Genomic DNA, 26082 nt, shown 5'->3' on the forward strand with positions numbered 1-26082 from the left:
GTTGTTCTATCTGTCGGTCAGCGCGCCGGACTAATTTTTCATCCCGGTCATCGTGATTCCCTCGACAAAGTACTTTTGACCGATCAGGTAGAAAAGAACGCCGGGAGCAAAGGACAGGCACGTGGCTGCCATCGTCAGCGACCATTCCTGCTTTAATTGTCCCCTGAAGTTGGTAAGCCCCAAAGCTATCGTATATTTGTCGCTTGAATTGATATAAATCATCTGTTGAAGCAAATCGTTCCACAGGCCGATGAAGATAAACAGCGCGACAACAATCATGGCAGGTTTGATCGCCGGCATAATAATGCTGAACAGAATGCGGAAATATCCGGCTCCGTCGATCGTTGCCGCTTGGTCAAGCTCTCTCGGTATGGAAAGAATAAACTGACGGATCAAAAAGATATTAAAAGCGCCGCCACCGCAGAAATAGGGCAAAATCAACGGCAGATAGCTGTCATGCAGCCCCAACCCCCGTGTCCACCCGATGTACAGCGGAATTAGCGTAACCATGGCAGGCAACAGCATGGAACCGATGCACAGAGCCCAGATCAACTGTTTGCCCCGAAACCTCAGCCTCGCAAAAGCGTATCCGCACAAGGTAGCCGTAAACGTCCCTGCCAAACAGGAGGGAACGATAATGACCATCGTATTCCATAGATACTTCCAGAACTTAAATACCTTCAGCGTTTTCTCATAGTTGGAAAACAACCAGTCTGCCGGCAGCAAAGACGGCGGAAATCTGTAAATCTCGGCGTTCGTCATCAGAGACGTACGGAAGATCCACCAGATCGGAAAAAGTACGAGAACGGCAAAGAACAAGACAACGACAAGCGTGATGACGTTCGCCGTTCGTTCGCTGCGTTTCTTGCTTTTGAGTCTGCCGTAAGCCGCTTCGCTCATTTGTCGTCGCCCCCTTCAGAGAAAATCCACCGATTCGACGTCTTGAACAAAACAGCGGTAAAGGCGGCAAGAATAGCGAAAATAATGAAGGTCGTCGCACAGGCATAACCCAGCTTGTAATTGACGAAAGCCTGATCGTACATCAGATAGGTCATGAATCGGGAAGAATTGCCGGGACCGCCGTTGGTCAGAGCAAGAGCAGGCGTAACAACCTGAAGATTGGCGATCAAGCTCATCAGCAAGTTGTAAAAGATGATCGGCGTCATGCAGGGCAGGGTGATATGTCTGAACCGTTTCCACCCGTTCGCGCCGTCCATCTCGGCCGCTTCATGATAGACGCTCGGAACGTTCTGAAGTCCGGCCAGGAAAATGACGATCAAGTTGCCCGCCAGCCAGACCGCAATCAAGGAAAGCGAAGGAACTACGTAACGGGAATCCGCGATAAACAGAATTTTGTTCAAGCCGACTTCGGAGAGCAAGTAGTTGAAGAAACCGAAATTCGCCTCGTAAAGCCAGGACCATCCGACGTAGATCGCGACGGCCGGCAAAACAAACGGCACATAAAATACGGCTCTGAAAAAACCTCTTGCCGGAATTTTACGGTTAAGCAGCATCGCGATGAACAGCGAATAAATCATGCTTCCGGCTACGGATAAAAAGGCAAAATAAATCGTCGCGATAATCGAGTCCTTAATATAGGGATCGGTCGTAAATAGCTTGACATAATTATCGAAGCCGACGAATTCCGGGCTCTTCAGCCCTGTCCAGTTCGTCAGGCTGATCCCCAGTACCCCGACAAGGGGCGCATACGTCAGGAAGATCAGCCCGAGGAACGCGGGAATCAAACAGATATAAGCAACGCGTTGCTCGCTCGAATGAATTCGGGAACGGCGTTTTAGCGGTTTACCGATCGTTTCCATTTCTCGCTCCCACCCTATGCGTGAAGGATGACCGCCGGGATCTCGCAAGCGGCGGTCATCCTTCCGATCTTGTTATTGGCTGCCCGAATGAGCCGCTTTCAAAGCTTCGAGATTTTTGGAGATCGCGTCCGCGGCCGTCGTCTTGCCGGTCCAGACATCCCCGAGAATCGAGCCGAGCAACGTGTTGAACTCCGTCGTATGATTCGTGTAAAACCAGGAAGCCGGTCTCGCGGCGGACGATTGCGCATAATCGACGACCGCGGACTTATATTCGTCATACGGAGGGAAGTTCGGATTTTCGACCCATTTGCGGGTGAGCGTTTCGTCCGTATACCATTTTTCCAGCACCGGCATCCAGATTCCCGAACTGATAAGCCCCCAATTGTTTTCTTCGGAGGTGTACCATTTGAGCCATTCCATCGCTTCTTCCGGATGCTTGGTCTGGGAGAATACGACGTTCGCACCGCCGGTATTGAGCGTAACCTTCTCGTTCATGTACGGCAATACGGCTACGCCATAGTTCAAGCCTTGCTCCTTGGCCGTATTCAGGCTCGTTCCGACATTCCACTGTCCATTCGTAGCCATCGCAACCGTACCCGCGATGACGGTGCGCTGTATGCCGTCATCGGTTTGGCCGACGGACAAAGGCGCGACATGATCTTTCAAATACAGATCCGCGACTTTCTGAATCGCTTCGACGCTGGCGTTTTCCCCGATTCTCACCTCTGTCCCGTCGTTGTTGTAGAATCCGCCGCCATTGCTGATTGCCCAGGTTTCCAACTGCCACGGCAAGTTTTCGACGGATGCGCCATACTGGACAATACTCTGGGAATCGAAGCCGTCTTCGCCGGGATGCTTGCCGTTCTTGTCGATCGTCAGCTTCTTGGCCGCAGCTACGAATTCGTCCCATGTCCATGCTTGATCCAGCGCGGATGGCGGATAAGGCACGCCGGCCTTGTCGAACATGTCTTTGTTGTAGTAGAGGAGGAGGATCTCGTTGGCGGCGGCGTAGGCTACCGTCTTGCCCTGATATTTGTAAGCGAGGCTGTCCAGCGGTTTGCTGTCGCTTCCTTCGTACATGGAGCCTACGTCATTCAGCATACCTTGGGACGACCACTGGATAACGCCGTCTTCCCTCAGCATCCCCGTATCCGGCAACTGGTTTGCCGTTGCGAGCGTATTCAGCTTGGTCATGTAGTTCTCCCACGGAATCGCCATTACTTCCACTTCGATTCTGTCTTGGGAAGCATTGAATTTGTCCGCGACCGCCTGGGTGGTGTTCCCTTCTTCGGCGCTTCCCCACATCGAATAAGTAATTTTGACCTTCTTCGTCGGGGAAGACGTATTCTCCGGCGCCTTCGAAGACTCGCCTCCTGTTGGAGCTGCGCTTTTCTCGTTGTTCTCGCTGTTCCCGCAACCTGCCGCACCGATCGCCAATACAGCCGCTAGAAGAACTCCCCCAAGTCTCTTTCCTGCTTTCATTGCCCCTCTCTCCCTTCATGGCTTAAAAAATTTTATATGTCTAACCGTTTGACCCGGAGCCTTGAAGATTCCAAGTTTGCGAGTTAAACGTTCAGCACCTCAATTCAAAATCTAAACGTTTATCTTATTGCGTGAAAAAGAGTGAATGTCGGTAGGCTAAACATTAAGTCCGGGAGTCTCTTGTCCTTGGGAAGCGATTACATCTTGGAGTTTTTGGGTCTCAGGCGAACAAAACAATTGATTCCGATGTAGAAGCGAGTGGAAATGCTGATAAATCCATGAATTCGGATTAAATCTAAACGTTTAGAATTAGTTGCAATTTCTTTATAACATAGATTTCAATTTTTATGCAAGCGCTTATTTTTCTTTTGCGGGAAATTTATTTTTCCGAATTGCTAAATAAAAACCCATCTCCATGTCCGCTTAGGCGGCGTCGGGATGGGAATACGTTATACTGTTCCGTCTGGATTCGGCAGTCGATGCTGACTAGCTTGTCTCGGCGCCATTCGGCGAAGCGACCGACTCTCTCTCCAGCAATACGCATAATGGCATCGGCACCGGTTCGGCCGGCTCTCCGTTGACCAGCCGCATGAGCGATTTCATGGATGAGTAGCCCATTTCGTGAAGGGGCAGATCCAACGTTGTCAGGCGCGGCTGCAAGTAATCACTGAACTCCCTGTTGTCGAATCCGACAATCGACAGATCCTCCGGAACTCGGAACCCTTTCTCCCACGCCGCCCGAAGCGTGCCTGCCGCCATTACGTCGTTCATGACAAGCACCGCCGTCGGCGGTTCTTCCAGCTCAAGCAGCTCCTTCGTCGCCCGCAATCCCGACTCCGTTCCCCAATCCCCGACCTTGATCAACTGCGGCTCGAAAGGAAGCTCATGCTCCATAATCGCTTTATAATAGCCGTTGAACCGCAGACGCGACGGAATGGAATCCATCAATCCCGTAATGACCGCAATTCGCCGATGGCCTTTGTCGTGCAGGTAGCACACCGAGTCGTACGCAGCTTGCTCGTCGTTATATTGGATGGATAGATCGTTCTGTGTATAGCAATACGTATATACGATGGGCTTGCCCCTCGTGTCGATCAGCCCGGTTACATCACGCGGATGGATGCCGACATAAATAATGCCCTCGACCTGTTTGGCCATCAGATCGGAGACGGCATTCGCGGCGTATTTGCGGTACGCTTCGACATCGGCGTAATTATGACCGACCCGCTTGTGCAGCCGCAAGTTCGTCAGCACAATGTGCAGATCGTGACCGTCCGCGTAATCGTTGATGCCGTCGATGATCTCGGGCACGTTGAATACCGTGACGTCTTCCGCAATGACTCCGATCGTGTTCGTTTTTTTGCTTTTCAGACTTTTGGCGATGTCGTTCGGCTGGTAGTTCAGCTCTTCTATCACCCGAAGCACCCGTTCCTTCGTTTTCGGGCGCACGTTGCGCGTGCCGTTTAATACATAGGAGACCGTAGCGATCGAAACGTTCGCTTTAGCCGCGATCTCTTTAATGCTCACTTTCTCCGACACCGTCATCGCCACCTTCATCGTTACGGATAGATTCGATATTGTTCTTGTTATATCATTCCGTTTGCGATAAAAGCAAGCGATCCTCGCGATTCAGGGGGCTTTGGGCGCATAAATCTAATCGTTTATATTCCTGGGCCGGGTCGCAGCGCTATCTTGGCAAACTTCTAAGAGACTGTCTTAGTAAGTAGGGGCGTACCCGATTATCGATGAAAAGAAGAAGGGCATCCATCTCCTGGTGATTGCCTCATACGGTCCTGAAATGACCCTATTACGGGTCTATCCATTCAAAATTCCAGGGCCGTACAGCATCGGAAGGAGATGGATGCCCGTGAACACTCATCCATCGATAATCGTTTGGTACGTCTTTTTTACTTATGAGACAGCCTTTTGGCTTGCTTTAATATCCGTTCGCTCTCCACGACTCGATACCGGTCGAAGTCGTCGCCTTTGCCGTAATATTCAACCGGATTTGCGTCGTCGTCACCGGCGCGAACGTCGTCGTGTTGTACTGGTTGGCCAGCAGGCCCAGCCCCGAAGCGCCGCTCACGTTAACCCAGGAGCTGCCGTCCCAATATTGGATCGTATAAGATGCGGGCAGGTCGATGCCTTGATCGTCGTCGAACCAATACACGTCGACAGAGGAAATCGTGCGGGCAGAGCTCCACGTATATTGCACCCATTGCGTCGTGTTCGGATTGTCCCAGTTGCCGTATACCGGATGCCCCCGGTCGTTGGAGCTCACCGGCGTATAGCCGTCGTTTAACCCCGCGAGGCTCTCCCACGACGAGACGAACGATGTCGTCGCGGTCGCCTGCGGCGCGATGTCGGATATCGTCGTGCCGCCATACAATGTGCCGATCTCCGAAGCGCTCAGCGCTCTGCTGTAAATGCGGAAATCGTCGATCTGTCCGTTAAAGTACGGATCGCCGGCAAATTGCGAGCGGCCGAGCCAGTTCTGCGTCGTATTGCCGAGGCTCGACGGATTAAGCGTCATGCTCGCGTTCGCAGCGACCTGCACGCCGTCCACGTACAGTCTGCCCGTCGAGCCGGCAATCGTGACAGCGACGTGTTTCCAGACGCCCGTCGGGAACGCGGCCGTCGAATGAATCTGCTGCTCCGCGCCGTTGCCGCCGGTCGTAATCGCGAAGCGCAGACCCGCTCCGCCCGGCTGAGGCGACAGAAACATATAGTTCGAGGTGCCGGTTCCGATATCGAAGATGCGCGTCCAGTTGCTTAGGCTGTTGGCCTTCACCCACGCCGCGATCGTCACGTCCGTCGCCCCGTTCGCAATGCCGCTCGGCATGCTGACGTATCCGTTCGTTCCGTTCAAGGCGACGGCATTGCCGGATTGCCCCGCAGAGAACGTCGCTCCGCCGTTCAAAGTCCCCGTCTTGCCGTTGCCGGACGCATCCGCGGTCGAGGTTCCGTTCGACTCGCTGAACGGATAGCGGACGAGCTGCTCCGGCAGCGAAACGCCGCCTTGCTGAAGCTTAATGTCGTAAGAAGGCGCTGTGCCGATGCCGAGATTCACCGTCGTCGCTCCCCCGGTCGTCGCGTTGACCGAGCCGACGACCGCATTGTCGACGAGCACTTGGTACGTACCGGCGGCAAGCCCAGTGAACGTCACCTTCGTCGTATGCGCCTTGCCCGGCGTTGCGCTCTGCAGTGTGAAGTTGACATAGTTTTTGGCGAGAGCGACCGTCGCGGCCGTATACTTGTCCCGCTCCATCGTCATGTTCAGCTTCTGCGTAATCAGATTCAGCTTCTGATTGACGCCGTCCTTCGGCACGATGATATAGTTGCCTCCGGACTCCGTCACGTCGCAGCCATAGCAGTACAAGCCGAAGATCGGATCGATGGCGACGTCGGAGCTGAGAATCCGGATCGCCCCGAACAAGCCGAGGTCGGCTTCGCCGGACATGCCGCGCCAGCCGTTCTGCAGCGGGCCGCCGCCGAGTCCGAGCGCCGGATAGTTGCCTTTCTCCGCCTGATACGTCCAAGCGACGGCGCCGATATCGGCAGGGTCCGAACTGATTTGTCCCGAGTTAATCGCGCTCACGTTGGCGATCTTCGCGGCATAGGTCATCCGCTGCTCGACTTCGGGATTCGCCGAGTAATTGCGTACCCAATCGTCCATCGCGTAGCCGACGAGCGAGACGGAATACTGGAAGTTCCACCAGTTCTCTCCCGTAATCGTGACCGGGTCCGCGTAGTAGTACCATACGGGCATATGGCCGCGGGTCGCGCGCGTTTTCGCGTTGATCTTGCTCATCATCGACGTGTTATTGTTCATCTTGGCGAGCATGTAGACCGCTTCTTCTCCTGTATTGTCGTAATTGTATTCCGAGCCGTACGGATAAGTCGTGTTCTTGAAGTTGTTGTACTTCGTCGCCATTTTCGCAATCACATCGTTCGCCTGCGCCGTCATTCCTTCGTCCTGAAGCGCTTTGATCAGCTCCGGCGTCGTCTGCTCGCCCATCAGGCCGGTGTGCCAATTGTAAGCGACCGGTCCGTCGTACAGCGCCTTGAAAATGTTGTAGGCGCGGGACAAGTACGTCTGCCTCGTGTTCGTGTAAGAAATAAGATCGGGGTATAGCTTGGCGATCTTGTACATGCTGAAATAAGTGTTGTAAATGTGCGGGTACGCATATCCGCGATAGGTCGGCGTCGTGTTCGGAGCCGGCATCAGGAAGTCGTGGATCAAATAATCGGTATGGTTGTTCGCCATCAGGTTCGTCCAGATCGCCGTCTGCAAATACTGATCGACAGCTGTAACCTCCGAAGCGACCGGCGTCTGCACGTTTTTCTCGGCGAGGAATTGACCGTGCGTATAGCCCCAGTCGTCGCCCCAGCCCCAATAGCCGTTGAAGACGTTCCGCTTCGAATTGGTATGCATCATCCAGTCGTCGAACACCTTGTCGCGGATGTCTCCCGGCACGTTCCACTGCGTGCTGTTCACCATGAACGTCGAATGCCGCTGCAGCGCGTCCGCAATCGGCTCAATCGCGTAAAACTGGAGCACCGTTTTCTCCCCGCTGCCATAGTTGACCGTAATCAGGTTAGGGCCAAGACGGTTCATCTTGAGCGAATACAGCTTATGGTTCGTGCCCGTCGTACCGAGGGAAGTAATCGTCGTCTCGGACGGATATTGCGCCGTAATCGAGGTGATTGCCTTCGACGTATGCAGATCGAACTTCGCCGTCTGGTTCGTCGGCACGATCATGCCCGGAATCGCCGTAACGTCGATCATGCCTTCGCTATAGAGCCGATCCTTGACCGCGTTCTCGTTCGCGACCTTGAAGAACTTGAACGCGTACGTCTTGCTCGCGCCCGGCGCAAGCGTCAGGCTCGTGTTCGGCAAGTAGCCGCGGTTGGTGCTCTTGATGACGTTGGAGTGGATGTAGAACACGTTAAGCCCTTCCGGCCAACCGCCTTGATCGGCGGCCCACATGCTGCCCGGATGCTCCTCGATTCTCCAGCGGTCCTGGTACTCGAAACCCGCGCCTGTCGATACGTCCGGCACCATGAGCAAGTAAGGTCCGATGCCGCTCGGCCTGCCGACCGTAATGTAGGAGCTGTTGTTGCCGACGAAGGAGTGTGTGACGACCCGAGTCTCGTAAATTTGCTCGTTGCCGCCGCCGGACCAGTATTCGTTAAACGGCAGCGGCAAACCGATGTCTCCGAACTCGATCGTCTGCGCGCTCGTATTCGTCAGTTGAATTTGCCAGAGGAAATAATCGTTCACGAGCGAGTAGGTCTCGACGAGACGGAAGTTTTTGACGCCGTTCGCATTGGCGGAATTCTGGTACGTAATCGTCGCCGTCGTCCCGCTCTGGTTCTGCGTTCTGCCGTCCGCGGAGCTTTGCGTCAGGGCGGTCTGCCACGCCCCGGTTCCGAGCCGGTACTTGAACATCAATTCGCCGACCCATTGATGATCGGCCGTATTTTGCTGCGGCGCGTTCGTCGCGTTCATGACGTAGTTCGTCGGATAGTTGTCGCCGACGATTTTCAGCGACGTAATTTCACCGTGCGTGCCGGTCTGCACCTCGAACGTACCGTTCGACAGCGTATAGGCGGAAGCCGACTGCGGAAGCAGCGCGACGCATAGCAGCGCCGCCCCCAGCAAAGCCGACAGCAATAGCACGCGTTTAGTAATTTGCACGAGCGCCAGACGTTGAACCATACATAAATGCCTCCTTTTAAGTTGGAAAATTGCCGTCCATTTGTTGCCCCTAACGATTGCTTATCCGATCAGCCTATACCCATCACCTCCTTTATGGATCGCCTCGCTGCCCGAATTGCTTTTTTCGCGACATCCGAAATAAACCGCTTTCATTTTTGCAAAGCCGAATTTCGGAATTTCGTCAGTCGTCTCAGAATAGACTTTCCCCAAGAAATCTAAACGTTTATCTTATTAAAGACACTAGGTCGTCAAATTGGAACGATTCGTTGAAAAGATGGGTTTGGGCGATGAGGTCATATTTACGGGATGCGCGCTTTGCAAACGGCTTGTACTATGCTTGTGCAGACTCATGAAGGGAAGCTGTCTGCTGCGGAGAGGTGCCAGATAGGGAGAGTCGTAGATGAATTCGCAATTTAAACGTTTAGATTACGGATAACTTTTTTATATCACTGAGCCGTTTTTTTTGCAAGAGAATTTTGATGAACGGATCGCCCCGCTTGCCCCGCCTCCGGTCTATCCTTTATGCGTCGGCACAAATAAACCTTCTCCCTCGAATGAGAGAGATTCCGCCGAAACGCCCGTTGCTTCAAAAGTAAAAGCCCCGAATCATCGGGGCTTCCCTTTAATCGCAACCTCAAAATTCGATAACTCCAGCCAAAGTAAGCACCGCACCTATTATGCCCAGCGCGAAAAAGATGCCGAAATACCACTTGATGAATCTCATACCGAACCCCGGCGTAGCCGTGTAGGTCGTTCCGAAGATAATCACTCCAAGAATCATGGTGCTAAGGAATACGATAAAAGCGTTAAACATTTTCTCCCCCCAAGCGCTCGCCATAAAAAACCACTCTGTACGCCAAGTCCAGAGCAGCCTTCGTCTGCCTTCAAAATTCGATAACTCCGGCCAAAGTAAGCACTCCCGTAACAATCGCCGCTATGAAAAAGATTCCGAAAAACCACTTCGTGAATTTCCAGGTGACCCCCGGTCCCTGCCACCAGGCCGTACCGTAGATCACCGCTCCCAAAAGCATGACGGAGCTGAAAGCGACAAAAGCATTAAACAAGTATCCCACCTGCGCTTCCCGAATGGATGAACTCGATTAACCGTTTTGTTAACAACATAAAGCAATCCCTCGCTTTTCTCTATACCTCGTAAGAGGTATTTTCCCGCGCTGGGAAGATAATTCAGCCGAAGGATTACCTCCAAAGAGGTATGGAGATCTCCCGCTCCCGGCCCTATGATAGTCTGTAGCCTTGACAGCAGCATTTTGCTATATTTGGCGCCGCTCTTTCTAGTACAATACGTTTAGTGGCATTAATCGAGTTAGAGGTGTTCGTGAATGCAGGAAGAGGACAAGACGCTGAGAGCTGTGTTGGAAGAGCAGACCGCAATGACGCCGGAACAATTTCTCCTCCTCGCGAGAGGAATCGCAAGCGGCGTCGAACATCTTCACCGGAAACATATTCTTCATCTGGACTTGCGCCCCGAACGAATCAGGGTCGGATCCGACGGGAACGAGGCGGAATTGATCGATTCGGGCCGCGAGGTGCGATGCTCATCCGAAGGCTACGCCCGTCCGCCTTCGAACGGCAGCTTCCATGCCGGCTTGCCCTACTGCTCTCCGGAGAATACCGGCAGAATGCAGAGAACGATAGACGAACGCAGCGATCTCTACTCCCTGGGCGTTATTTTCTACGAAATGCTGACCGGGCGTTTGCCTTTTCTCGCGGACAATCCTCTTGAATGGATATATATGCATCTCGCGCAGAGCCCCCCTCCAATGACAAGCGGGGATGTGCGGCTTCCCGACGGCCTGGAAGCGATCGTCATGAAGCTGTTGGACAAAAATCCGGATCATCGCTACCCGAATGCCGGACTCCTGATCGCGAATCTGGACAAGATCGGACGGTCCGACGACACCTTCTTCGCCGCTCCGGGCTTTTACGGCAGAGAGCAGGAAATGGCGATCCTGACCGAGGCTTTCTATTCCGCTTGTCTCGGCTCCACCGAGGTGATCTACGTCTCGGGAGAAGCGGGATTCGGGAAAACAAGCCTAATGGACGAAATGTTCCGCAAACAACCGCATGATCGGGATTTCTACTATATTACCGGGAAGTTCGAGCAAATCCCGCAGTTGAGCCCTTACCCTCCGATTATTCAAGCCTTTCGCGGCCTCATGCGCCATCTGCTCGGCGAACGGAAACACCGGTCCGACCTCCTGAAACAGAAGCTGCAAACCGCTCTCGGCGCTAACACCGGTCTTATTACGGCGATGATTCCCGAGGCTGGGCTGCTTCTGGGCGCTCCTTCTTCCGCGGAGGAGACGGAGTTGCCGTCCAACGAATCGAAGACGAGGTTTATTTACGCGTTCCGCAAATTCGCGCAAGCGCTGGCGTCCAAAGATCATCCCGTCGTCCTCTTCATCGACGACCTGCAGTGGGCCGACGCTTCCTCTCTTGAATTGATGCGAGCCCTGCTCTCCGATCCGGAAAGCCAGTACTTCATGTTCGTCTGCGCTTACCGCCCTTCGGAGACGGACCGCGGCAGGCTCCCGGGCTACGAGACGGACGGCAGCATCTCCGAGCAGGCGGCCATCCGCCACCTTCCCCTGTCTCCGCTCAGCCTGGAGCAGATGAACCGCATCGTGATGGAGACGTTGAACAGCCCCGCCGACGTGACGATGTCTTTGACGGAATTACTGTATCCGCAATCCGGCGGAAATCCGTTTCACTTCAAGCAGATCCTGCTTCGCTTGCAGGACGATCGCAGCCTGTTGTACAACCGCGAGAAGCAAATGTGGCAATGGAACTTGGGGTTAATTATCGAACGGCTGCCCGGATATGCCATCCACGAATTGATCGAGCACAGGCTGCGGCGGCTGCCGCCCGACGCTCAGGCGCTGCTCCAAGCGGCGGCTTGCGCGGGAAGCGCCTTCGATCCCCGTTTGATCGCCTCCGTTACGAACCGCGCGCGGGAAGACGCCGTTCCGCAATGGGCCGCGATGGAGGCCGAAGGGATAATCGTACCGGGCGATCACGGGAAGCTCCGCTTCGCGCACGACAGCATTCAGAGGCTGATTTACCAGCTGATCGACGAAGAGTCGAAGCAGGACATTCATCTTCGAATCGGCCGAGGTTTGGAAGCGGCGGAAGAAGGAAATGACGAGAGCCCGTTCGACGGGGTTAACCATCTGAATAAAGGATCGGCGCGAATTACAGCTAAGCGCGATCTGCGGCTGCTCGCGGCGAAAAACCTGGATGCGGGCAACCGGGCTAAAGCCACTTCCGCTTATGATGTCGCGTTGGGCTACTTCGGCAAGGGCGTCGAACTGTTGTCGGAAGAAGATTGGAACGAAGACTTCGAGCTTATCTTCGAATTGCATGCCCAGAAAGCGGAATGCGAATTTCTGTGCGGCAACCACGAGCAGTACGAACGGGACATCGGATTCGCGCTGGAGCGCGCCCGCAATCCGGTCGAACGGAGCCGGGTGCAGACGATCCGGATCATGCAGCTGATCAATCAAGGAAAGTATTCGGAAGGGACCGCCCTCGGCCTGAAGTGTCTGAGCGAGCTTCATATTATCATTTCTCCCGAACCGGGGAAGTTCTCTCTCTTGATGGAAGGCATACGAATCGAAACGCTGCTGCGCAATCGTTACGACAGGCTCCCGCATATGAAAGAAATGTCGGACAAGCGCCGGATGACCGCGATGAATCTGATCTTCGCGATTATTCCTTCCACCTTCTTCACCAATAAGAAGATCTTCTTCCTGCTCGTATGCCGCGCCATTCAGCTGTCGCTTCGTTACGGCAACACGCCCGTATCCGCTGCCGTCTATTCCGCATACGGCATGCTTCTGGCGATCGGCAGGGGAAAATTCGACAGGGGGTATGCCATCGGCAAAGTCGGCGTCGAGCTGTCCGAACGCTACCAGGTCGCCTCGATTACGAGCAAAACCTATACGATATTCGGCGGGGTGCTGTGCCAGTTCGCCGGAAGCGCCCGCGAAGGGGACGCTTACTTGGCAAAGGCTCTGCGCAGCGGGATGGATTCGGGCGACTACGTGTTCGCGAGCTACGCCATGGGCGCGCACGTCAATTCCTTATATACGCGAGCGTCTCTAAGCGAACTGGCGAGAACGATCGCCGACTACATGTCCGTGCTGGATACGACGAAGGACGAGTTCGTCAGGCAGAACTTTTATTTGTATCAGCAGGTGATTCTCGCCCTTCAGGAAAAGACGGAAGCGCCGGATTCGTTCAACGGTTCCGACTTCGACGAAGAAGCGTTTCTGGAGCGAATCCGCCAGGAGGAGACGTCGGCCACCACGCTGTTCCAATACAGCACGTACAAAACCCAGCTTTCCTATTTTCTGGGCGACTTCGAAGAAGCCGCCCGTTGGGCTCGCCAAGCGGAAGCTTATGAGGATTTCGCCACTCACCTGCCGCACTTGCCGGAGTGCTTGTTCTACGAGACGCTCGCCGCAGCGCAAATCCACGCCCGGTCGCAGCAAAACCCGTTAACGGAGAAACGGCTCTCCCGCGCTCTTCGGCGTTTCGGAAAATGGACGCGGTGGAGCACGGACAACTTCCGGTCCAGGCGGCTTCTGCTCGAAGCCGAGCTGGCGCGGGCGACCTGGAAGCTCGATTCGGCCGAGGAAGGATACGACAAAGCGATCCGGGAGGCCAGAGAACAAGGCGACTTCCGCGTCATCGGCCTTGCGGGAGAGCTCGCCGCCAACTACTACGACGGATGCGGCAAGCGGACGACGGCGCTCCATTATTTGCAATTGGCCGTCGAAGGGTACAAGCAGTGGGAGGTTCCGTTGAAGATCCGTCAGACGGAGGAACGGCTGCAGGACCTTCTGCGTCGGGAGAGCGCCGCTTCCGCGACGGAGTACGACGACGCGGCTCCGGCGGGCCAGCATGACGTTATCGATTACATAGCGGCGTCATCGAGCCTGCCAAGCGAGCCCTACTCCCTCGACGGCGTCGATCTTACCGCGATTCTGACGACGACCCAGACGATCGCGAACCGCATGGACATGGACACCGTGCTGGCCGAAATCATGGGCACGATTCTGAAGCATGCGGGTGCCGGCAAAGGCGCCCTGATCACGGGCAGCCAGGAGACGCTGTATATTCAGGCCTATGCGGATTCCGACGCCGGAGCCCCTTCCCTTCCGCTGGAATTGCTGGACAGCTCGCTTGTGCCGGAAGGTCTCGTCCGCTACGTGTTTCGGACGCGGGAGAACGTTCGGTACTCCGGTGACGAGGAAAGCTGGCTGATTCACAACCCTTATATCGGGAAGCACCGGCCTCAATCGGCGCTATGCGTTCCCATTACGGTCCACGGCAGCATGCTGGGCGTGCTTTATCTGGAGAACAGGCTGACCGGAGGCGTATTCGCAGCGGACCGCCTGGCCGTCCTTCTCGCCATGGCGTCGCAGGGCATTATGCTGTGCGCGCTTCTGAGCTCTTCCGATCCTGCTTACGTCGAATCGGAGACGGAGGAAAATCTCCCGTCCGCTCACGAGCTAATGGAAGAACCGCTCACGGAACGGGAGCTGGAGGTGCTCGCCTTGCTGGCGGCGGGGCTGTCCAACAAGGAGATCGCCGATCATCTGATCATCGCCGTCGGCACGGTCAAGGTGCACGTCAAAAACATCTTCGCCAAGCTTAAAGTCAACCGGCGCATTAAAGCGATCGAGCAAGCCAAGGAGCTTCGGCTGCTGGACAGGTAGACGAGCCAAAACGCTTTTGTAGAAAATTGTCGTGTGCTACAATGAGAGCGTTAAAACCCATTCCAAACTATGGAATCTACCGTTGGCATAACGCAGGAAAGCGAAGTGGACAACCATGCTATCGAAAATCAAGGACGTCATGTTTCCGGTATCCGCTCTGGAGGACTCTTCCATCGTAGCCATCTTGGATCGCAGCGGCGCTTTTACGTATGTCAATCCGCAATTTTGCTCTATCTCGCAATATGCTCCCGACGAACTGATCGGCCGAACGTACGAATCGCTGATCAGCGACATGCATTCCGAGCAGCCTCTGGCGGAAATGCGGCAGACGATCGACCAGGGGAAGACGTGGAAGGGAGAAATAGGCATCGTCTCCAAAGACGGCGACCAAGCTTGGCTCACGCTGAGCGTCATCCCGCTCGTTAACGAACAGGGAGCCGTGCAGCAGTCGGTCTCCATCGGCACGGTTATCTCGGATCGCAAGGAAAATAAGCTCCAGCTCGTGCAGGCGATGGAAAATCTGCGCGACATCGAGAAAGCTCTCGACGAATCGTCGATCGTCGCCATTACCGACCGGGCCGGAGTCATTACCTACGTCAACGAGAAATTTTGCGAGATTTCCAAATACGAGAAGCACGAATTGCTCGGCAAGACGCACCGCGTCATCAATTCGGGCTATCATCCGAAAGATTTTTTCCACAAGATGTGGAGCACGATCAAACGCGGCGAAGTGTGGCGGGGAGAGGTTAAAAACCGCGCGAAGGACGGCACGGAGTATTGGATGAATACGACGATCGTTCCTTTCCTCGACGACGACGGGAATCCGCGCCAGTTCATCTCGATTCGCAGCGACATTACCGACCGGGTAAAGGCCGAAGAGGCGCTGGCCGAGCGTACCGAGCAATTGGCCAGAACGCGGGACGAAGCGATCAAGGCCAGCATGATCAAAAGCCAGTTTCTCGCCAATATGAGCCATGAGCTGCGCACGCCGCTTAATGCGATTATCGGCTACAGCGAGATGCTGCGGGAAGAAGCAGAGGAACTCGGCGAGACGGTGTTCGTCGAGGATTTGGGGAAAATCAGCAAGGCGGGCAACCATCTGCTCGCTCTGATCAACGATATACTCGATATTTCCAAGATCGAGGCCGGCAAAATGGATTTGCATCTGGAAACGTGCAGCCTGCCCAGCCTGATTCAGGACGTGGTCACGACGATCCGCCCTCTCGCAGAGGAGAAAGGAAATCAACTGAGCTACGAGTGCGTGGAACAGGACGAGATTACGACCGATGTGCTCAAGGTGCGGCAAATTCTGATCAATCTGCTGAGCAATGCGAATAAATTTACCGATGCGGGCATCATCACGCTGCGCATTTTCCAAGAGACGCGGGGCGGCGCGGACGGCTACAGCTTTCACGTGCAGGATACGGGAATCGGCATGACGCCGGAGCAGATGGAGAAGCTGTTCCACCCGTTCACGCAGGCCGACGCTTCGACGACGCGCAAATACGGCGGCACCGGCCTCGGACTGGCGATCAGCCAGCGTCTCAGCCAGATGATGGGCGGCGACATCCGCGTGGACAGCGAGTTAGGGGTCGGCACCAGCTTCACCTGTTGGCTGCCGGTTATGGCGGAGGAGTCCCGAGATGTACCGTCTTCTGCGGCGGAGGACGAAGCGAACGCTCCGAACGAGTCCGGCACAATCGATATTTTGCTGATCGACGACGAGGCTTCCAACTACGATCTGATGCGGCGGTATATTTCCAAAACCGGCTGGAGCCTGGCTTACGCCGGCGCCGGGGCGCAAGGCATTCGCATGGCCAAGCAGCGGCGGCCGTCCGTCATCTGCCTCGATATTCTCATGCCCGAGACCGACGGCTGGGACGTGCTTGCGACGCTGAAGAGCGACCCGGACACCGCCGATATTCCGGTCGTCGTCTGGACGATGCTGAGCGACCGACAACGGGGCTACGCGCTCGGCGTCTCCGAATATTTGACCAAGCCTTCCGAACGGGACAAGCTGATTGACACGATCAGCAAGTATATTCGACCGAACACGGATAGGCAGCCGCAGTAAGGAAGTCCGCATACCTGCTCACAAGGAAAATTAAAGCCTGGCTCACATTTCTCTTATCGGAAGTGTGAGCCAGGCTTGCCTTTAAGAAGCTATTTCCACGCTTTGTTGAAGGCCTCTTCTATCAACTGATTAAAGAACGTTGACAGATTGAATTCGGATTGGCCTTTTGCCGCGTCTTCCTTCTTCTTCTCTTCTTTTTTCTTCTTTTTAGCCGCTTCGTATTCTTTCTTATAAGCCGCATCATATTTCATGAGATGCTTATGAAGCTTTTCTCGATGCTTGGCATGGATAGAATTCGCTTTCTTCGATTTCAGATTCAGGTTTAACAGCTTATCCTTGTAGTTTGATTCTATTGCCTTCAACCCGTTGACCAAGTCGTTCGTCAGGATGGATTCCGAAGTGTTGCTTTTCAGACCACTATAGTGAAGACTCACCATGTTGCTCATCGAAGCCATGAATCCGTAATAGGTGCGATCGTCATTCCCCTTCGTGCCTTCCAAAACTCCGTTCAGCATATCGAAAGTCCGGTTAATGAGCTTCTCCTGAAATTTGCCCAGCGCCAGAACGGACCCCACCTTATTAGACGTGAAGATATACGAAAATTCATTAGCCAATTCCTCGGCGACGCAATCCTCTTGAAACAGCGGCTTGAACAAGTGCTCTTTGAACACCCCTGCAAGAACCGTCTGCCCCGCATACTCTTTAAGGTTCGCTTTTGTGCCCAGGAAGCCTTTAACGGCCGCGTTGTCTCTATTGGCGTTAAAATTTTTCGTTTTTGTATCCCAATACGCCGAGTTCGCTTGCTTGATCGAATCGTTCGTCGTATTGACAAAGTCGAACAAGCTGAGCATTTTGTTGTAATTTCGTTCTTCCTCGATCACTGTCGTAACGTTCTTGACAAATACTTTCTTGCTGATCGCATCCAGATGCTTTGCAACCAGATTTTCATTTTTCTGGGCGTCCTTTTCCGTTTGCTTCTGAAACTCTTTCTTCGTCAAATTCGAGTTTAAGGAAAGAGCTGGCTGACAAATTTCTTTGCCGGCTACCACTGAGTCGGGCGCAATGGCCAGAGTAACAAATGTAAAAGCAACAAGCACAATTCCCGCGATTAGTTTCTTCATGATTAGCTGAGCTCCTTAGTGTTTAAACTCTGGTTGTTTACCGCGGTTGATCGATCCTCATTCAAGAGGACGCCTCCCGTTCTTTCATTTCGATCAGTTTGTGCAACCCCAAGGAGGGAATAATACCCACCTCCTCAATTATATAGGATGATATTCCTATTTCATAGTTCTGATAGGCTCCTTCTCTTCTTTTTAATAGACATAGCCGTCCGAGCACGCCAAAAGAGCGAGTCATCCCGGAAGGAAGACTCGCTCTCTCTTTGAACCGACCCCAATCGATCTATTCCATTACTTACGCTCAAGGAACGTCGTACTCTCCCGAACAATCAGCTCCGGTTCGATAACCGTCTGCTTCTTTACTTTCTCCTTGCCGATCAGCTTGTGGAGCACCTGGACCGATATGCGGCCGAGCGTCTCCATCTTCTGGGAGACCGTCGTCAGCTCCGGATTGATCGCGGTCGCGAGCGGAATGTCGTCGAAGCCGATGATCGAGATATCCTCCGGAACGCGATACCCGGCTCTGGTCGCCGTCTTCACCGCGCCGACCGCCGTAAAATCGTTCACGCAGAACACCGCGGTAGGCTTGCGAGCCCCTTCCAGCAGACGCTTCATGAGACGCTGACCGGACTCGATCGAGAAGTCCTCGTTCAGCACCCACTCCCGGGGCGTATCCAGCCCGTGCTCCCGCATGACCTTCTTGAACGCCCGGACCTTCTGCGCCGTCGTCGACATGTTGTCGTGCCCGCCGATAAACGCGATCTCCCGATGCCCCAGCCCGATCAAATGACGGGTCGCCATCTCCGCGCCCATCGTCTCGTCGATGTAGACGCGATGCAGCGAGTTGCCCGGCAAATTGCCGTTGATGAGAACGAGCGGAGTGCGGCTCGCCGCCTCCTGGACCTCATCAGCCAGCTCGGCGCTGCAGCGGGACAGATTGATCCGCCCCCCCATGAACAAGATGCCGTCCACCTGCTTCTCCCGCAAAATGTTCAAATACTGCGACTCCCGCTCGTAGCTGCCGATCGTATCGCACAGCAGGAACGTGTACCCTTTGTCCCGCGCCTCCTTCTCGATTCCGGAGAACACTTCGGGAAAGAACGGATTCGTAATATCTGGCACGATGACCCCGATCGTTCCCGTCTCTTTCTTCGACAGGCTTCTGGCAAGCGCGTTCGGCTGGTACTGGTATTTGTGGATCAGCTCCATAATTTTGTCCCGGGTCGCGCCCTTGACGGGCGCGGTGTTGTTGAGCACCCGCGACACCGTCGCGACCGAGACTCTCGCTTCATGAGCGATATCGTAGATCGTTACCTGCTTCAAAACCATCCATCCTTAACTCGGCCAGCTTTTTCGTTCATCATAGCATTTCCCGCCTAACATTGGAAAGAAATTCATAGACGGGACGGCCGGTTCCGCTTAGCCTTCGATGATCTTCTTGAATTCGTCCAGCTGCCGTTGAATTTCCTCGACCGCTTTGTCGTACCCTGCCGCCTTCAGCTTGGCGCGGAACTCTTCGACCGCCTTGGCCGGATCGCCGGCTTTGCCCCACACAATCGCCGGTCCCAGCTCTCCCGTCACCTGGGAGATGGCCGTCAGCTCGGCGTCGATCTTGGACTTGTCGAAGATGAACCGGCCGTACGGATAAGGCTCCTTGTAGCTGTCGTACTCTTCGTAAAGGGTGGAGATGCCGTCCCATACCGTGTCCGACGGAATTTCGAACCGATCGACGCGTCCGCCCCAGAAATCGGAGTAATAGGCATCCCGCGCTTCGTCGTAGCCGTCGGGAAGAACCCGCTTGCCGTCCTTGATTTCGTATTGAACCCCTTCGAGTCCGAAGTTGATCAACTGATAGATTTCCTTGTCGTTGCGGATCAGATCGTACGCCATAAGCGCTCTCTCCGGATTTTTGCTGTGCGCGCCCACGGAGGTGCCTCCATGCGTGATGGACAGCTCGGGCAGATTGCCGCGCGTGCGGGAGAACGGGAACATGAGCAGCTCGGAGCCAGGCTGGTCTTTGTCCATGTTTACCCGCAGCGAAGCGTAGGTCTGCGTATGGTGCTGGTCCGCTGCGGTCAGTCCGGCTCTCAGCAGCGACCGCGTATCGCCTTTGTAGTTCAGAACGTCTTCGCGCCAATAGCCTTTGTCGGCCCACTCCTTCGTCATCGTCGCCATTTTCAGGAACACGTCGTCGAAGATCGGGCTGGCCGCCGTATATTTCTCGTCATACGATTTGGCGTGGAATACCGGCAAGTACCCGGTGCCGATCGGCAGCTCCAGCATATCCGTATACGACTGGGTGAAGCCGATATAAGGGCCGATGCCGCCCGATTGCGTATCCCAAGGCACGACGCCTTGCTTGTTGTCCTTCACGTACTGGAAGTACTTGCCGAGCGTCTCGAAATCCTTGATCGGCTCGTTGATGCCGGCCTCCTTCGCCCAATCGCCGCGATAATAGATGCCGTGGTTGACCCACTGGGTAAAATCGTTCTCGGGAATGAGCACGATCTTGCCGTTGAACTTGCTCTCGTCCCAGTCCTCCGGAGGAATCGATTCCCAAGTCCGGGGCGCATACGTCGGCAGCAGGTCGTCGATATTCATGAACGCGCCGCGCTGAGCGTTGTTCCACGTATCGAGCCAGTCGGTCGCGATCGTGATCAGATCAATCGCCTCTCCTGAAGCGAGCGTCAAGTTGTACTTCGTCTGCCAGTCCGCCCATTCGATCCATTTCCACTCCAGCTCCGCGTTGATTTTCTCCCTCATCAACTGGTTGACCTTCTCGAACACCTTCTCGAATTGGCCGTTGGTCGGTTTGTCCCCGAGCACCAGATAACTGATCTTCACGAACTTGGACGTGTCCACGCCCCCTTCGCCTTTAGAGGCGCTGGCAGACGGAGACTGGCCGCCCGACGATTCGGCGCTCCCCTTGTTTCCGCCGTCTTTGCTGCCGCTGCACGCGGCCAGAGCGACAACCAGAACGAGCGATAGCGCCATGAACAGAACTTTCTTCCCTCTGAACATCCTTTTTCCTCCCCTGGGATTTCGATTTTTCCACGCCACATCTGTAACCGGTTTCATTCCTATGTGAAGGAGCTGCCTGTTGCGGCGTCTCCGGCACATCTTGCTCCTGCATTGCTCGACCGCCTGCGGCTCCGGCTTCAGCCTTTGACCGCTCCGACGGTGAGGCCTTTGATGAAGTACCTTTGCACGAACGGATAAAACAGAATAACCGGACCCGTAGCCACGATCGCCGTAGCCATCTTCATCGATTCGAGCGGCATGTCACGCAGCGGAACGTTGGAGGCAGCCGAGGAGTTGCGGATAAAATCCGCCCTCGTGATCACGTTGTACAGAAACAGCTGAAGCGGCCGGTACTCCACGTCGGAGGTCAGGAACAGCATCGCGTTGTACCATTCGTTCCAGTAGCCGAGCGCGATGAACAGCCCGATCGTCGCCAGGGCCGGAGTCGTCATCGGCAGAATCAGCTTGCGGAAAATCATGAAGTCCCCCGCCCCGTCGATCTTCGCGGATTCGGTAATCGCATGCGGAATGGACTGAACGAAAGCCTTCATCATGATGATGAGGAAAGGAGTGAGCAGGCCCGGCAGCAGCACCGAGAGATAATTATTTTTCAGGCTGAGATACTGCGTCATGAGCAGATAGAACGGGACGAGTCCTCCGGAAAACAAAGTCGTGAAATAGATATAGAAGGAAATCCGGTTCCGATAAGGAAAATCCGGCCGCTGCAGCGCGTATCCCGTCATGGCGACGAGAAACAGTCCGATCGCGGTTCCGAGCACGGTGAGGGCAATCGTTACGAAGTACGCGCCGATCACGAGGTTCGGGTTCTCGAAGACGATCCGGTACGCGAACACGGTGAAGTCCTTCGGCCAGAAATTGAAGCCGTTCGATTGGATCGAACGCTCGGAAGTGAGCGACGTGCCCAGGACGAGCACGAAGGGCAGCACGCACGCGAGGGCGAACGCGCCGATAAAGCCGTAGCCGACGATACGGACGAGACGCTCCGAGACGCTCGAACGAATGCTGCGGGAAATCTGTTCCATTGTTTTCGCCCTCCTAGAACAAAGAATGGTCCGGGGATGTTTTGCGGACGACCCAGTTGCAGGTTACGACGATGACGAAGCCGAAGACGGACTGGTACAGGCTGACGGCGCTTCCCGTCGAGAAGTTGAAATTGTTCATGAGCGTGCGGAAAACGTAAGTCTCGATAATGTCGGTGGTCGGGTACAGCATCGTGTTGTTGGCGCCGACGAGATTGTAGAACAGTCCGAAGTTGCCCTTGAGGACGCCGCCGAGAGAGAACAGCAGGAGAATGATGAACGTCGGCTTGAGCCAGGGAAGGACGATGTAGACGATGCGCTGCAGCGCGTTCGCTCCGTCGATCTCCGCGGCTTCGACGATCTCGTGGTCGAGACCCATGATCGCGGCGAAGTAAATGATCGAGCCGTAGCCCGTCGTCTGCCACAGGTACACGATGACGATGATGAAAGGCCAGATGTTCGGATTGGAGTAGGTTTTAACCGGATCGAGTCCGACGGACACCAGGAAGCTGTTCAGTACCCCGTAGTCGTAACTGAGAAAATTGTACGCGATCAGCCCAATGAGCACGGCGGAGATGAAGTAAGGCAGGAAGAGGAACGTTTGGGCGATCTTTTTGAACCATTTTCTCCGCAGCTCGTTGAGCAGCACGGCCACGAACACTTGCAGAGCGTTGCCGATCAGGATAAAGGCCAGATTGTATAAAATCGTGTTGATCGTCAGGCGCGCCAAATCTCCGTTAATGACGAGGAAGCGGAAATTCTCCCATCCGACGAACGGACTGCGGAAGATCCCGTCGGTGTAGTTGTACTTAATGAATGCAAGGTATAAGCCCGGCATCGGCAAGTAAGCGAAGATGAGGAAGAAAACGATGGCGGGCAAACACATCAGCAGCAGCGTGCGATTGGTCCAAAGCCGTTGCAGCCGCATCGGCGGCACCTCCTTCCGGAATCGTCAGGCCGGTATAAAATCGAGCCGTTCAAGCGCGCCGGCCGCGCTCGCGTCTACCGCTTCCAGCAGAAGCGACAGCCGCTCTCCCGCGCCGCCGTCTCCGAGCCACGGCCCGGGAATCCAGAACGAGCCCGCGTCTCCCCCGCTCATGCTCGGACGCTCCGTTCCCCCATCGAGCCATAGGCGGGAGACGAGACGGTCCCCGACCAGCACATTCAGCTTCAGCCCGGAGCCGCTGATGCGGACGCGCCAGCCTTCGGCGCTCGGGGAGGCCGGGATCGGCGCGAACAGCCAGCGCATCTCCCCCGGCTCCAGCCGGCAGGGCCATTCGGCGGCGTCTTCCGATACTTCGCCCGATCGGACGCGCGCTTCAGCCGCAAGCTCCTGTTCCCCCACTCCGGCCAACTGCCACTTTCGAGCTGCATTCCCTTCGTAGACGACCACGTCTCCCGCCCCGGCTTCCGTTGTCCGCTCCAGGAACGCTGCCAGCAGCGCGGCCTCTCCCGGAACGATGTACGGCGTTACGTCCAGATAAGGATCGTACGGATTGACTTGGCCCGCGTCGACTCCGTTCACGTAAAGACGAACCCTTCCTTGCAATCCGTCAAAATGAACCGTCCACGAATCGGCATCCGCCGCAGCCGGGAACGAGCGCCTGAAGCATTCGAGCGCCGGCCTCTCCGAGGACAGCCAGCCGCCGAAGCCCGCGATCGTCCAGGAGCGGTCGTCCAGCTCCGGGCTCGCCCATTCGGCGAGCCGTTCCCGCTCCGCCTCTCTGACGTATCGCGTTCGCCAGCTGCCTCCGAGCCGATGTACTTTGGAGACGGACACGACGTCCTTCAGCCCCTTCGCCGAACAAATATCGAGCCCGGGCAGACGGGCATCGTGGAAGTTGGAATGTCCCCAGATTTCCGCGCGGACGGCCAGCTTGCGGATCGCCGTTTCCGGGGAATCCACGTAGCGGTCGGACCCTCCCGGAACGTAGGTGCCGCGGTAAGCGCCGTCGGCGTAGAGCGACAAGACGTCGCTCGCCCGGCGCAGCAGCCATCCCGTCCGCTTGCCCGCGGCGGCTTCCCCGAGCTCGGCTTCATACCAGGCGTAGCCCCGATAGATGCCATGCTGCTCCAGGAAGTCCAGCCGAGGAACGGAGCGCAGCTCGGCTCCGCCCAGCGGCGCGGTCGGATCGGCCGAAGCTGTCGTCCACCGCATGGCCGTCGGAACGGGCGAGTCGTCATACCGCTCGCGCGGCTTCGATTCGATCTCCCCGTCCGCTCCGATCCGCTCTGCCGTTAAGGCGGTCTCCCTGTCGACGACCGCCAGCGTCAAGCGTGAGCCGTCCGGCTTGGTTGCGCGAATCCATGCCGGCCGCTGTTCTCCGAATGCGATGCGGATACGGCTGCCGTCGTTGGCTGGCTCCGCTCCTTCCGTCTCCCAGACGAGCGCATCGGCGCAATCGCCGATCGCCAGTTCCCCCGCTCCTTCCGCATGGAACGCGATCAGCAGACCGCTCTCGTTCTCTTCGCGCAGGAACAGCTCCGCGGTCGAATGCAGCAGCGTTCCCCATTCGGCAATCGGCAGGTTCGTCGGCAGCGCAATCGAGCCGCCGGCAGCCAGTCGGAGAGGAACGATTCGCCCGTCCGGAAGTGAGAGCGGAATGTCCTCGGCCCTGTGCGGCTCCTCTTGCGTCCGCTCTCCCGCATGATGAAGGAATACGAGCTGTCCTCCGCGGCTTAGTTCGAGCGCCCTGGGACCGAGGACGGCTTGGAGCGCACCTTCTTCGACGCCGATTGCCGGGGGGACGGTCAGCGGAACCGCCTCGGCGAACGATTCGCCGTAAGCGTCCATGAGTCGCCTCAGAAGACGGCCTTCGTACGCTTCCGGGCGAATGCGTCCTTCGGGCGAGATCATCCCTCCGAAATCGTAGTCGGACGTCAGGAAGGCGAGCGGATCTCCCCAGTTGTTGGTCGCGTTCGAGAAGCCGAAGTCCGTTCCGGACATCTGCAAGTACGGACCGAGCAGCTTCGTCCCGCAGGACAGCAGCCTGCGCAGCAAGAAATGGGAACGGTTCGTCTCGGTCACGAGCAGCGGATAGTTCCGTTCGGCCAGCCGCTCCCGGTAGCGGAGCACCTTCTCCTCGAACTCGGGATCGCGATCGTTCGGATAGAAGTTGCACGCCGGAACGACCCCCTCCGCGTCTCCGGTCGCCTCGGACAATCCTCCTTGCCCGGCGCAGGCGATCAGCGGCACCTCAATCCCGTGGCGTAACGCCATATCTCTCAGCGCCGCGATGTAGCCCGCAGGGTCCTGGCAGCCATAGAAATCCAGCTCGTTCTCGAGCTGTACGCAGAGGATCGGGCCGCCTTCGGACAGCTGGTGCCGACGCAGAATCGGCAGGATGCGGTCATACCATCTTGAGACGTGCCGCAAGTAGACCGGATCATTATCCCTTAGGCGAATGCCGTCCTCAGCCAGCAAGTAGGCGGGAAGTCCGCCTCCGTCCCATTCCGAGCAGATGTACGGACCCGGACGGGCGACGGCAAGCAAGCCGGCTTCCCGGACCGCTTCCAGGAAAGCGTCGGCATCCCGGTCTCCGTCGAAGCGCCACTTCCCTTCCGACTCTTCATGGTAGTTCCAGGGAAAATAAACGTCGACGCAATCGTACCCGTACGCCCGGAGCGCAGCCAACCGCTTCGCCCAACGCTCTCGGGGAATTCGGAAATAAAAGGCGGAAGCGCATAGGACGATTTGCGCCTGTCCGCGAATCCGGAGAGCCTCTTGCGACAATTGAATGGGAGCAATGCTTGGCAACATTCTTTTCTCCTCCTTCTTCACGAAACCCGGGAACCCTTGCGAATCGTACAACCTCTTTCGTTTCTATCGTGTAACCCGTTTCATGAATCCGGTTACATATTGTCGAAAAAACAAGGATGCTGTCCGTTGAAGCATCCTGAATCTCCTTCGAGTGTAACGGGTTACATTTTAAATGAAGCGCTTTCATGTAGAATATAAACTGACTCTCTCGTTTTTGTCAAGAGTATCCTTGGATTCATTTGGCATTTTTTCTTCGGCCTCTGCGAAGCAACGATCTCCGCCGACGAAATCGCCTATCGCG

15 protein-coding genes are annotated in these 26082 nt (G+C 55.7%); 3 read left to right on the forward strand and 12 right to left on the reverse strand.

Annotation, left to right across the window (positions count from 1 at the left end; translation table 11 throughout):
• Positions 1 to 30: 30 nt before the first annotated feature.
• From B0G52_RS11780 to B0G52_RS11800, 5 genes are all read right to left on the reverse strand, one after another.
• Positions 31 to 900 carry a carbohydrate ABC transporter permease gene (locus B0G52_RS11780; protein WP_094044394.1) on the reverse strand — a complete coding sequence of 290 codons (870 nt, stop codon included), beginning with the start codon at positions 898 to 900 and terminating at the stop codon, positions 31 to 33.
• Complete coding sequence (locus B0G52_RS11785) at positions 897 to 1820, reverse strand: carbohydrate ABC transporter permease (protein ID WP_094044396.1); 924 nt, start codon at positions 1818 to 1820, stop codon at positions 897 to 899. Before B0G52_RS11785 ends, B0G52_RS11780 begins: the two co-directional genes overlap by 4 nt.
• A gap of 72 nt (positions 1821 to 1892) precedes the next feature.
• The gene (locus B0G52_RS11790) at positions 1893 to 3302 is read right to left on the reverse strand and encodes an ABC transporter substrate-binding protein (RefSeq protein WP_094044398.1); all 1410 of its coding nucleotides are present in this window, start codon (positions 3300 to 3302) and stop codon (positions 1893 to 1895) included.
• Between the two features lie 486 nt (positions 3303 to 3788).
• Positions 3789 to 4841 carry a LacI family DNA-binding transcriptional regulator gene (locus B0G52_RS11795; protein WP_233162606.1) on the reverse strand — a complete coding sequence of 351 codons (1053 nt, stop codon included), beginning with the start codon at positions 4839 to 4841 and terminating at the stop codon, positions 3789 to 3791.
• 397 nt (positions 4842 to 5238) lie between these two features.
• On the reverse strand, positions 5239 to 9024 hold the full coding sequence (locus B0G52_RS11800; protein WP_094044402.1) for a DUF5695 domain-containing protein: 3786 nt from the start codon (positions 9022 to 9024) through the stop codon (positions 5239 to 5241).
• Between the two features lie 463 nt (positions 9025 to 9487).
• Here B0G52_RS11800 and B0G52_RS35570 point away from each other — a divergent pair, with 463 nt between their 5' ends.
• Positions 9488 to 9922: a hypothetical protein gene (locus tag B0G52_RS35570; protein ID WP_158223672.1), complete on the forward strand. Its 435-nt coding sequence runs from the start codon at positions 9488 to 9490 to the stop codon at positions 9920 to 9922.
• On the opposite strand, the gene B0G52_RS36140 is transcribed toward B0G52_RS35570, so the two are convergent.
• Complete coding sequence (locus B0G52_RS36140) at positions 9909 to 10088, reverse strand: hypothetical protein (protein ID WP_094044561.1); 180 nt, start codon at positions 10086 to 10088, stop codon at positions 9909 to 9911. The genes B0G52_RS35570 and B0G52_RS36140 overlap by 14 nt on opposite strands.
• 276 nt (positions 10089 to 10364) lie before the next feature.
• Between B0G52_RS36140 and B0G52_RS11815 the strand changes: the two genes are divergently transcribed.
• Entirely contained in the window at positions 10365 to 14768 is a 4404-nt protein-coding gene (locus B0G52_RS11815) for a helix-turn-helix transcriptional regulator (RefSeq protein WP_094044404.1), read from the forward strand.
• Between the two features lie 115 nt (positions 14769 to 14883).
• Positions 14884 to 16842, forward strand: coding sequence for a PAS domain-containing hybrid sensor histidine kinase/response regulator (locus B0G52_RS11820; RefSeq protein WP_094044406.1), 1959 nt, complete (start codon positions 14884 to 14886; stop codon positions 16840 to 16842).
• Between the two features lie 89 nt (positions 16843 to 16931).
• On the opposite strand, the gene B0G52_RS11825 is transcribed toward B0G52_RS11820, so the two are convergent.
• From B0G52_RS11825 to B0G52_RS11850, 6 genes are all read right to left on the reverse strand, one after another.
• Positions 16932 to 17963, reverse strand: a complete 1032-nt coding sequence (locus tag B0G52_RS11825; protein WP_094044408.1) for a hypothetical protein — start codon at positions 17961 to 17963, stop codon at positions 16932 to 16934.
• A gap of 288 nt (positions 17964 to 18251) precedes the next feature.
• Positions 18252 to 19283: a LacI family DNA-binding transcriptional regulator gene (locus B0G52_RS11830; RefSeq protein ID WP_094044410.1), complete on the reverse strand. Its 1032-nt coding sequence runs from the start codon at positions 19281 to 19283 to the stop codon at positions 18252 to 18254.
• A gap of 96 nt (positions 19284 to 19379) precedes the next feature.
• Positions 19380 to 20981, reverse strand: a complete 1602-nt coding sequence (locus B0G52_RS11835; protein ID WP_094044412.1) for an ABC transporter substrate-binding protein — start codon at positions 20979 to 20981, stop codon at positions 19380 to 19382.
• Between the two features lie 137 nt (positions 20982 to 21118).
• Positions 21119 to 22024, reverse strand: coding sequence for a carbohydrate ABC transporter permease (locus B0G52_RS11840; RefSeq protein ID WP_094044414.1), 906 nt, complete (start codon positions 22022 to 22024; stop codon positions 21119 to 21121).
• A gap of 13 nt (positions 22025 to 22037) precedes the next feature.
• Positions 22038 to 22949 (reverse strand): ABC transporter permease, encoded by a 912-nt coding sequence (locus B0G52_RS11845; RefSeq protein ID WP_094044416.1) that lies wholly within the window; start codon positions 22947 to 22949, stop codon positions 22038 to 22040.
• A gap of 24 nt (positions 22950 to 22973) precedes the next feature.
• The gene (locus tag B0G52_RS11850; RefSeq protein WP_094044418.1) at positions 22974 to 25781 is read right to left on the reverse strand and encodes a beta-galactosidase; all 2808 of its coding nucleotides are present in this window, start codon (positions 25779 to 25781) and stop codon (positions 22974 to 22976) included.
• Between the last annotated feature and the right edge of the window lie 301 nt (positions 25782 to 26082).

It is taken from the genome of Cohnella sp. SGD-V74 (assembly GCF_003001675.1).
Classification (GTDB): domain Bacteria; phylum Bacillota; class Bacilli; order Paenibacillales; family Paenibacillaceae; genus Cohnella.

Bases quoted from the DNA above. Each gene is read 5' to 3' on its own strand.
- B0G52_RS11780 (WP_094044394.1), bottom strand. From the start codon at position 900: ATGAGCGAAGCGGCTTACGGCAGACTCAAAAGCAAGAAACGCAGCGAA.
- B0G52_RS11785 (WP_094044396.1), bottom strand. From the start codon at position 1,820: ATGGAAACGATCGGTAAACCGCTAAAACGCCGTTCCCGAATTCATTCG.
- B0G52_RS11790 (WP_094044398.1), bottom strand. From the start codon at position 3,302: ATGAAAGCAGGAAAGAGACTTGGGGGAGTTCTTCTAGCGGCTGTATTG.
- B0G52_RS11800 (WP_094044402.1), bottom strand. From the start codon at position 9,024: ATGGTTCAACGTCTGGCGCTCGTGCAAATTACTAAACGCGTGCTATTG.
- B0G52_RS11815 (WP_094044404.1), top strand. From the start codon at position 10,365: ATGCAGGAAGAGGACAAGACGCTGAGAGCTGTGTTGGAAGAGCAGACC.
- B0G52_RS11820 (WP_094044406.1), top strand. From the start codon at position 14,884: ATGCTATCGAAAATCAAGGACGTCATGTTTCCGGTATCCGCTCTGGAG.
- B0G52_RS11825 (WP_094044408.1), bottom strand. From the start codon at position 17,963: ATGAAGAAACTAATCGCGGGAATTGTGCTTGTTGCTTTTACATTTGTT.
- B0G52_RS11835 (WP_094044412.1), bottom strand. From the start codon at position 20,981: ATGTTCAGAGGGAAGAAAGTTCTGTTCATGGCGCTATCGCTCGTTCTG.
- B0G52_RS11840 (WP_094044414.1), bottom strand. From the start codon at position 22,024: ATGGAACAGATTTCCCGCAGCATTCGTTCGAGCGTCTCGGAGCGTCTC.
- B0G52_RS11845 (WP_094044416.1), bottom strand. From the start codon at position 22,949: ATGCGGCTGCAACGGCTTTGGACCAATCGCACGCTGCTGCTGATGTGT.
- B0G52_RS11850 (WP_094044418.1), bottom strand. From the start codon at position 25,781: ATGTTGCCAAGCATTGCTCCCATTCAATTGTCGCAAGAGGCTCTCCGG.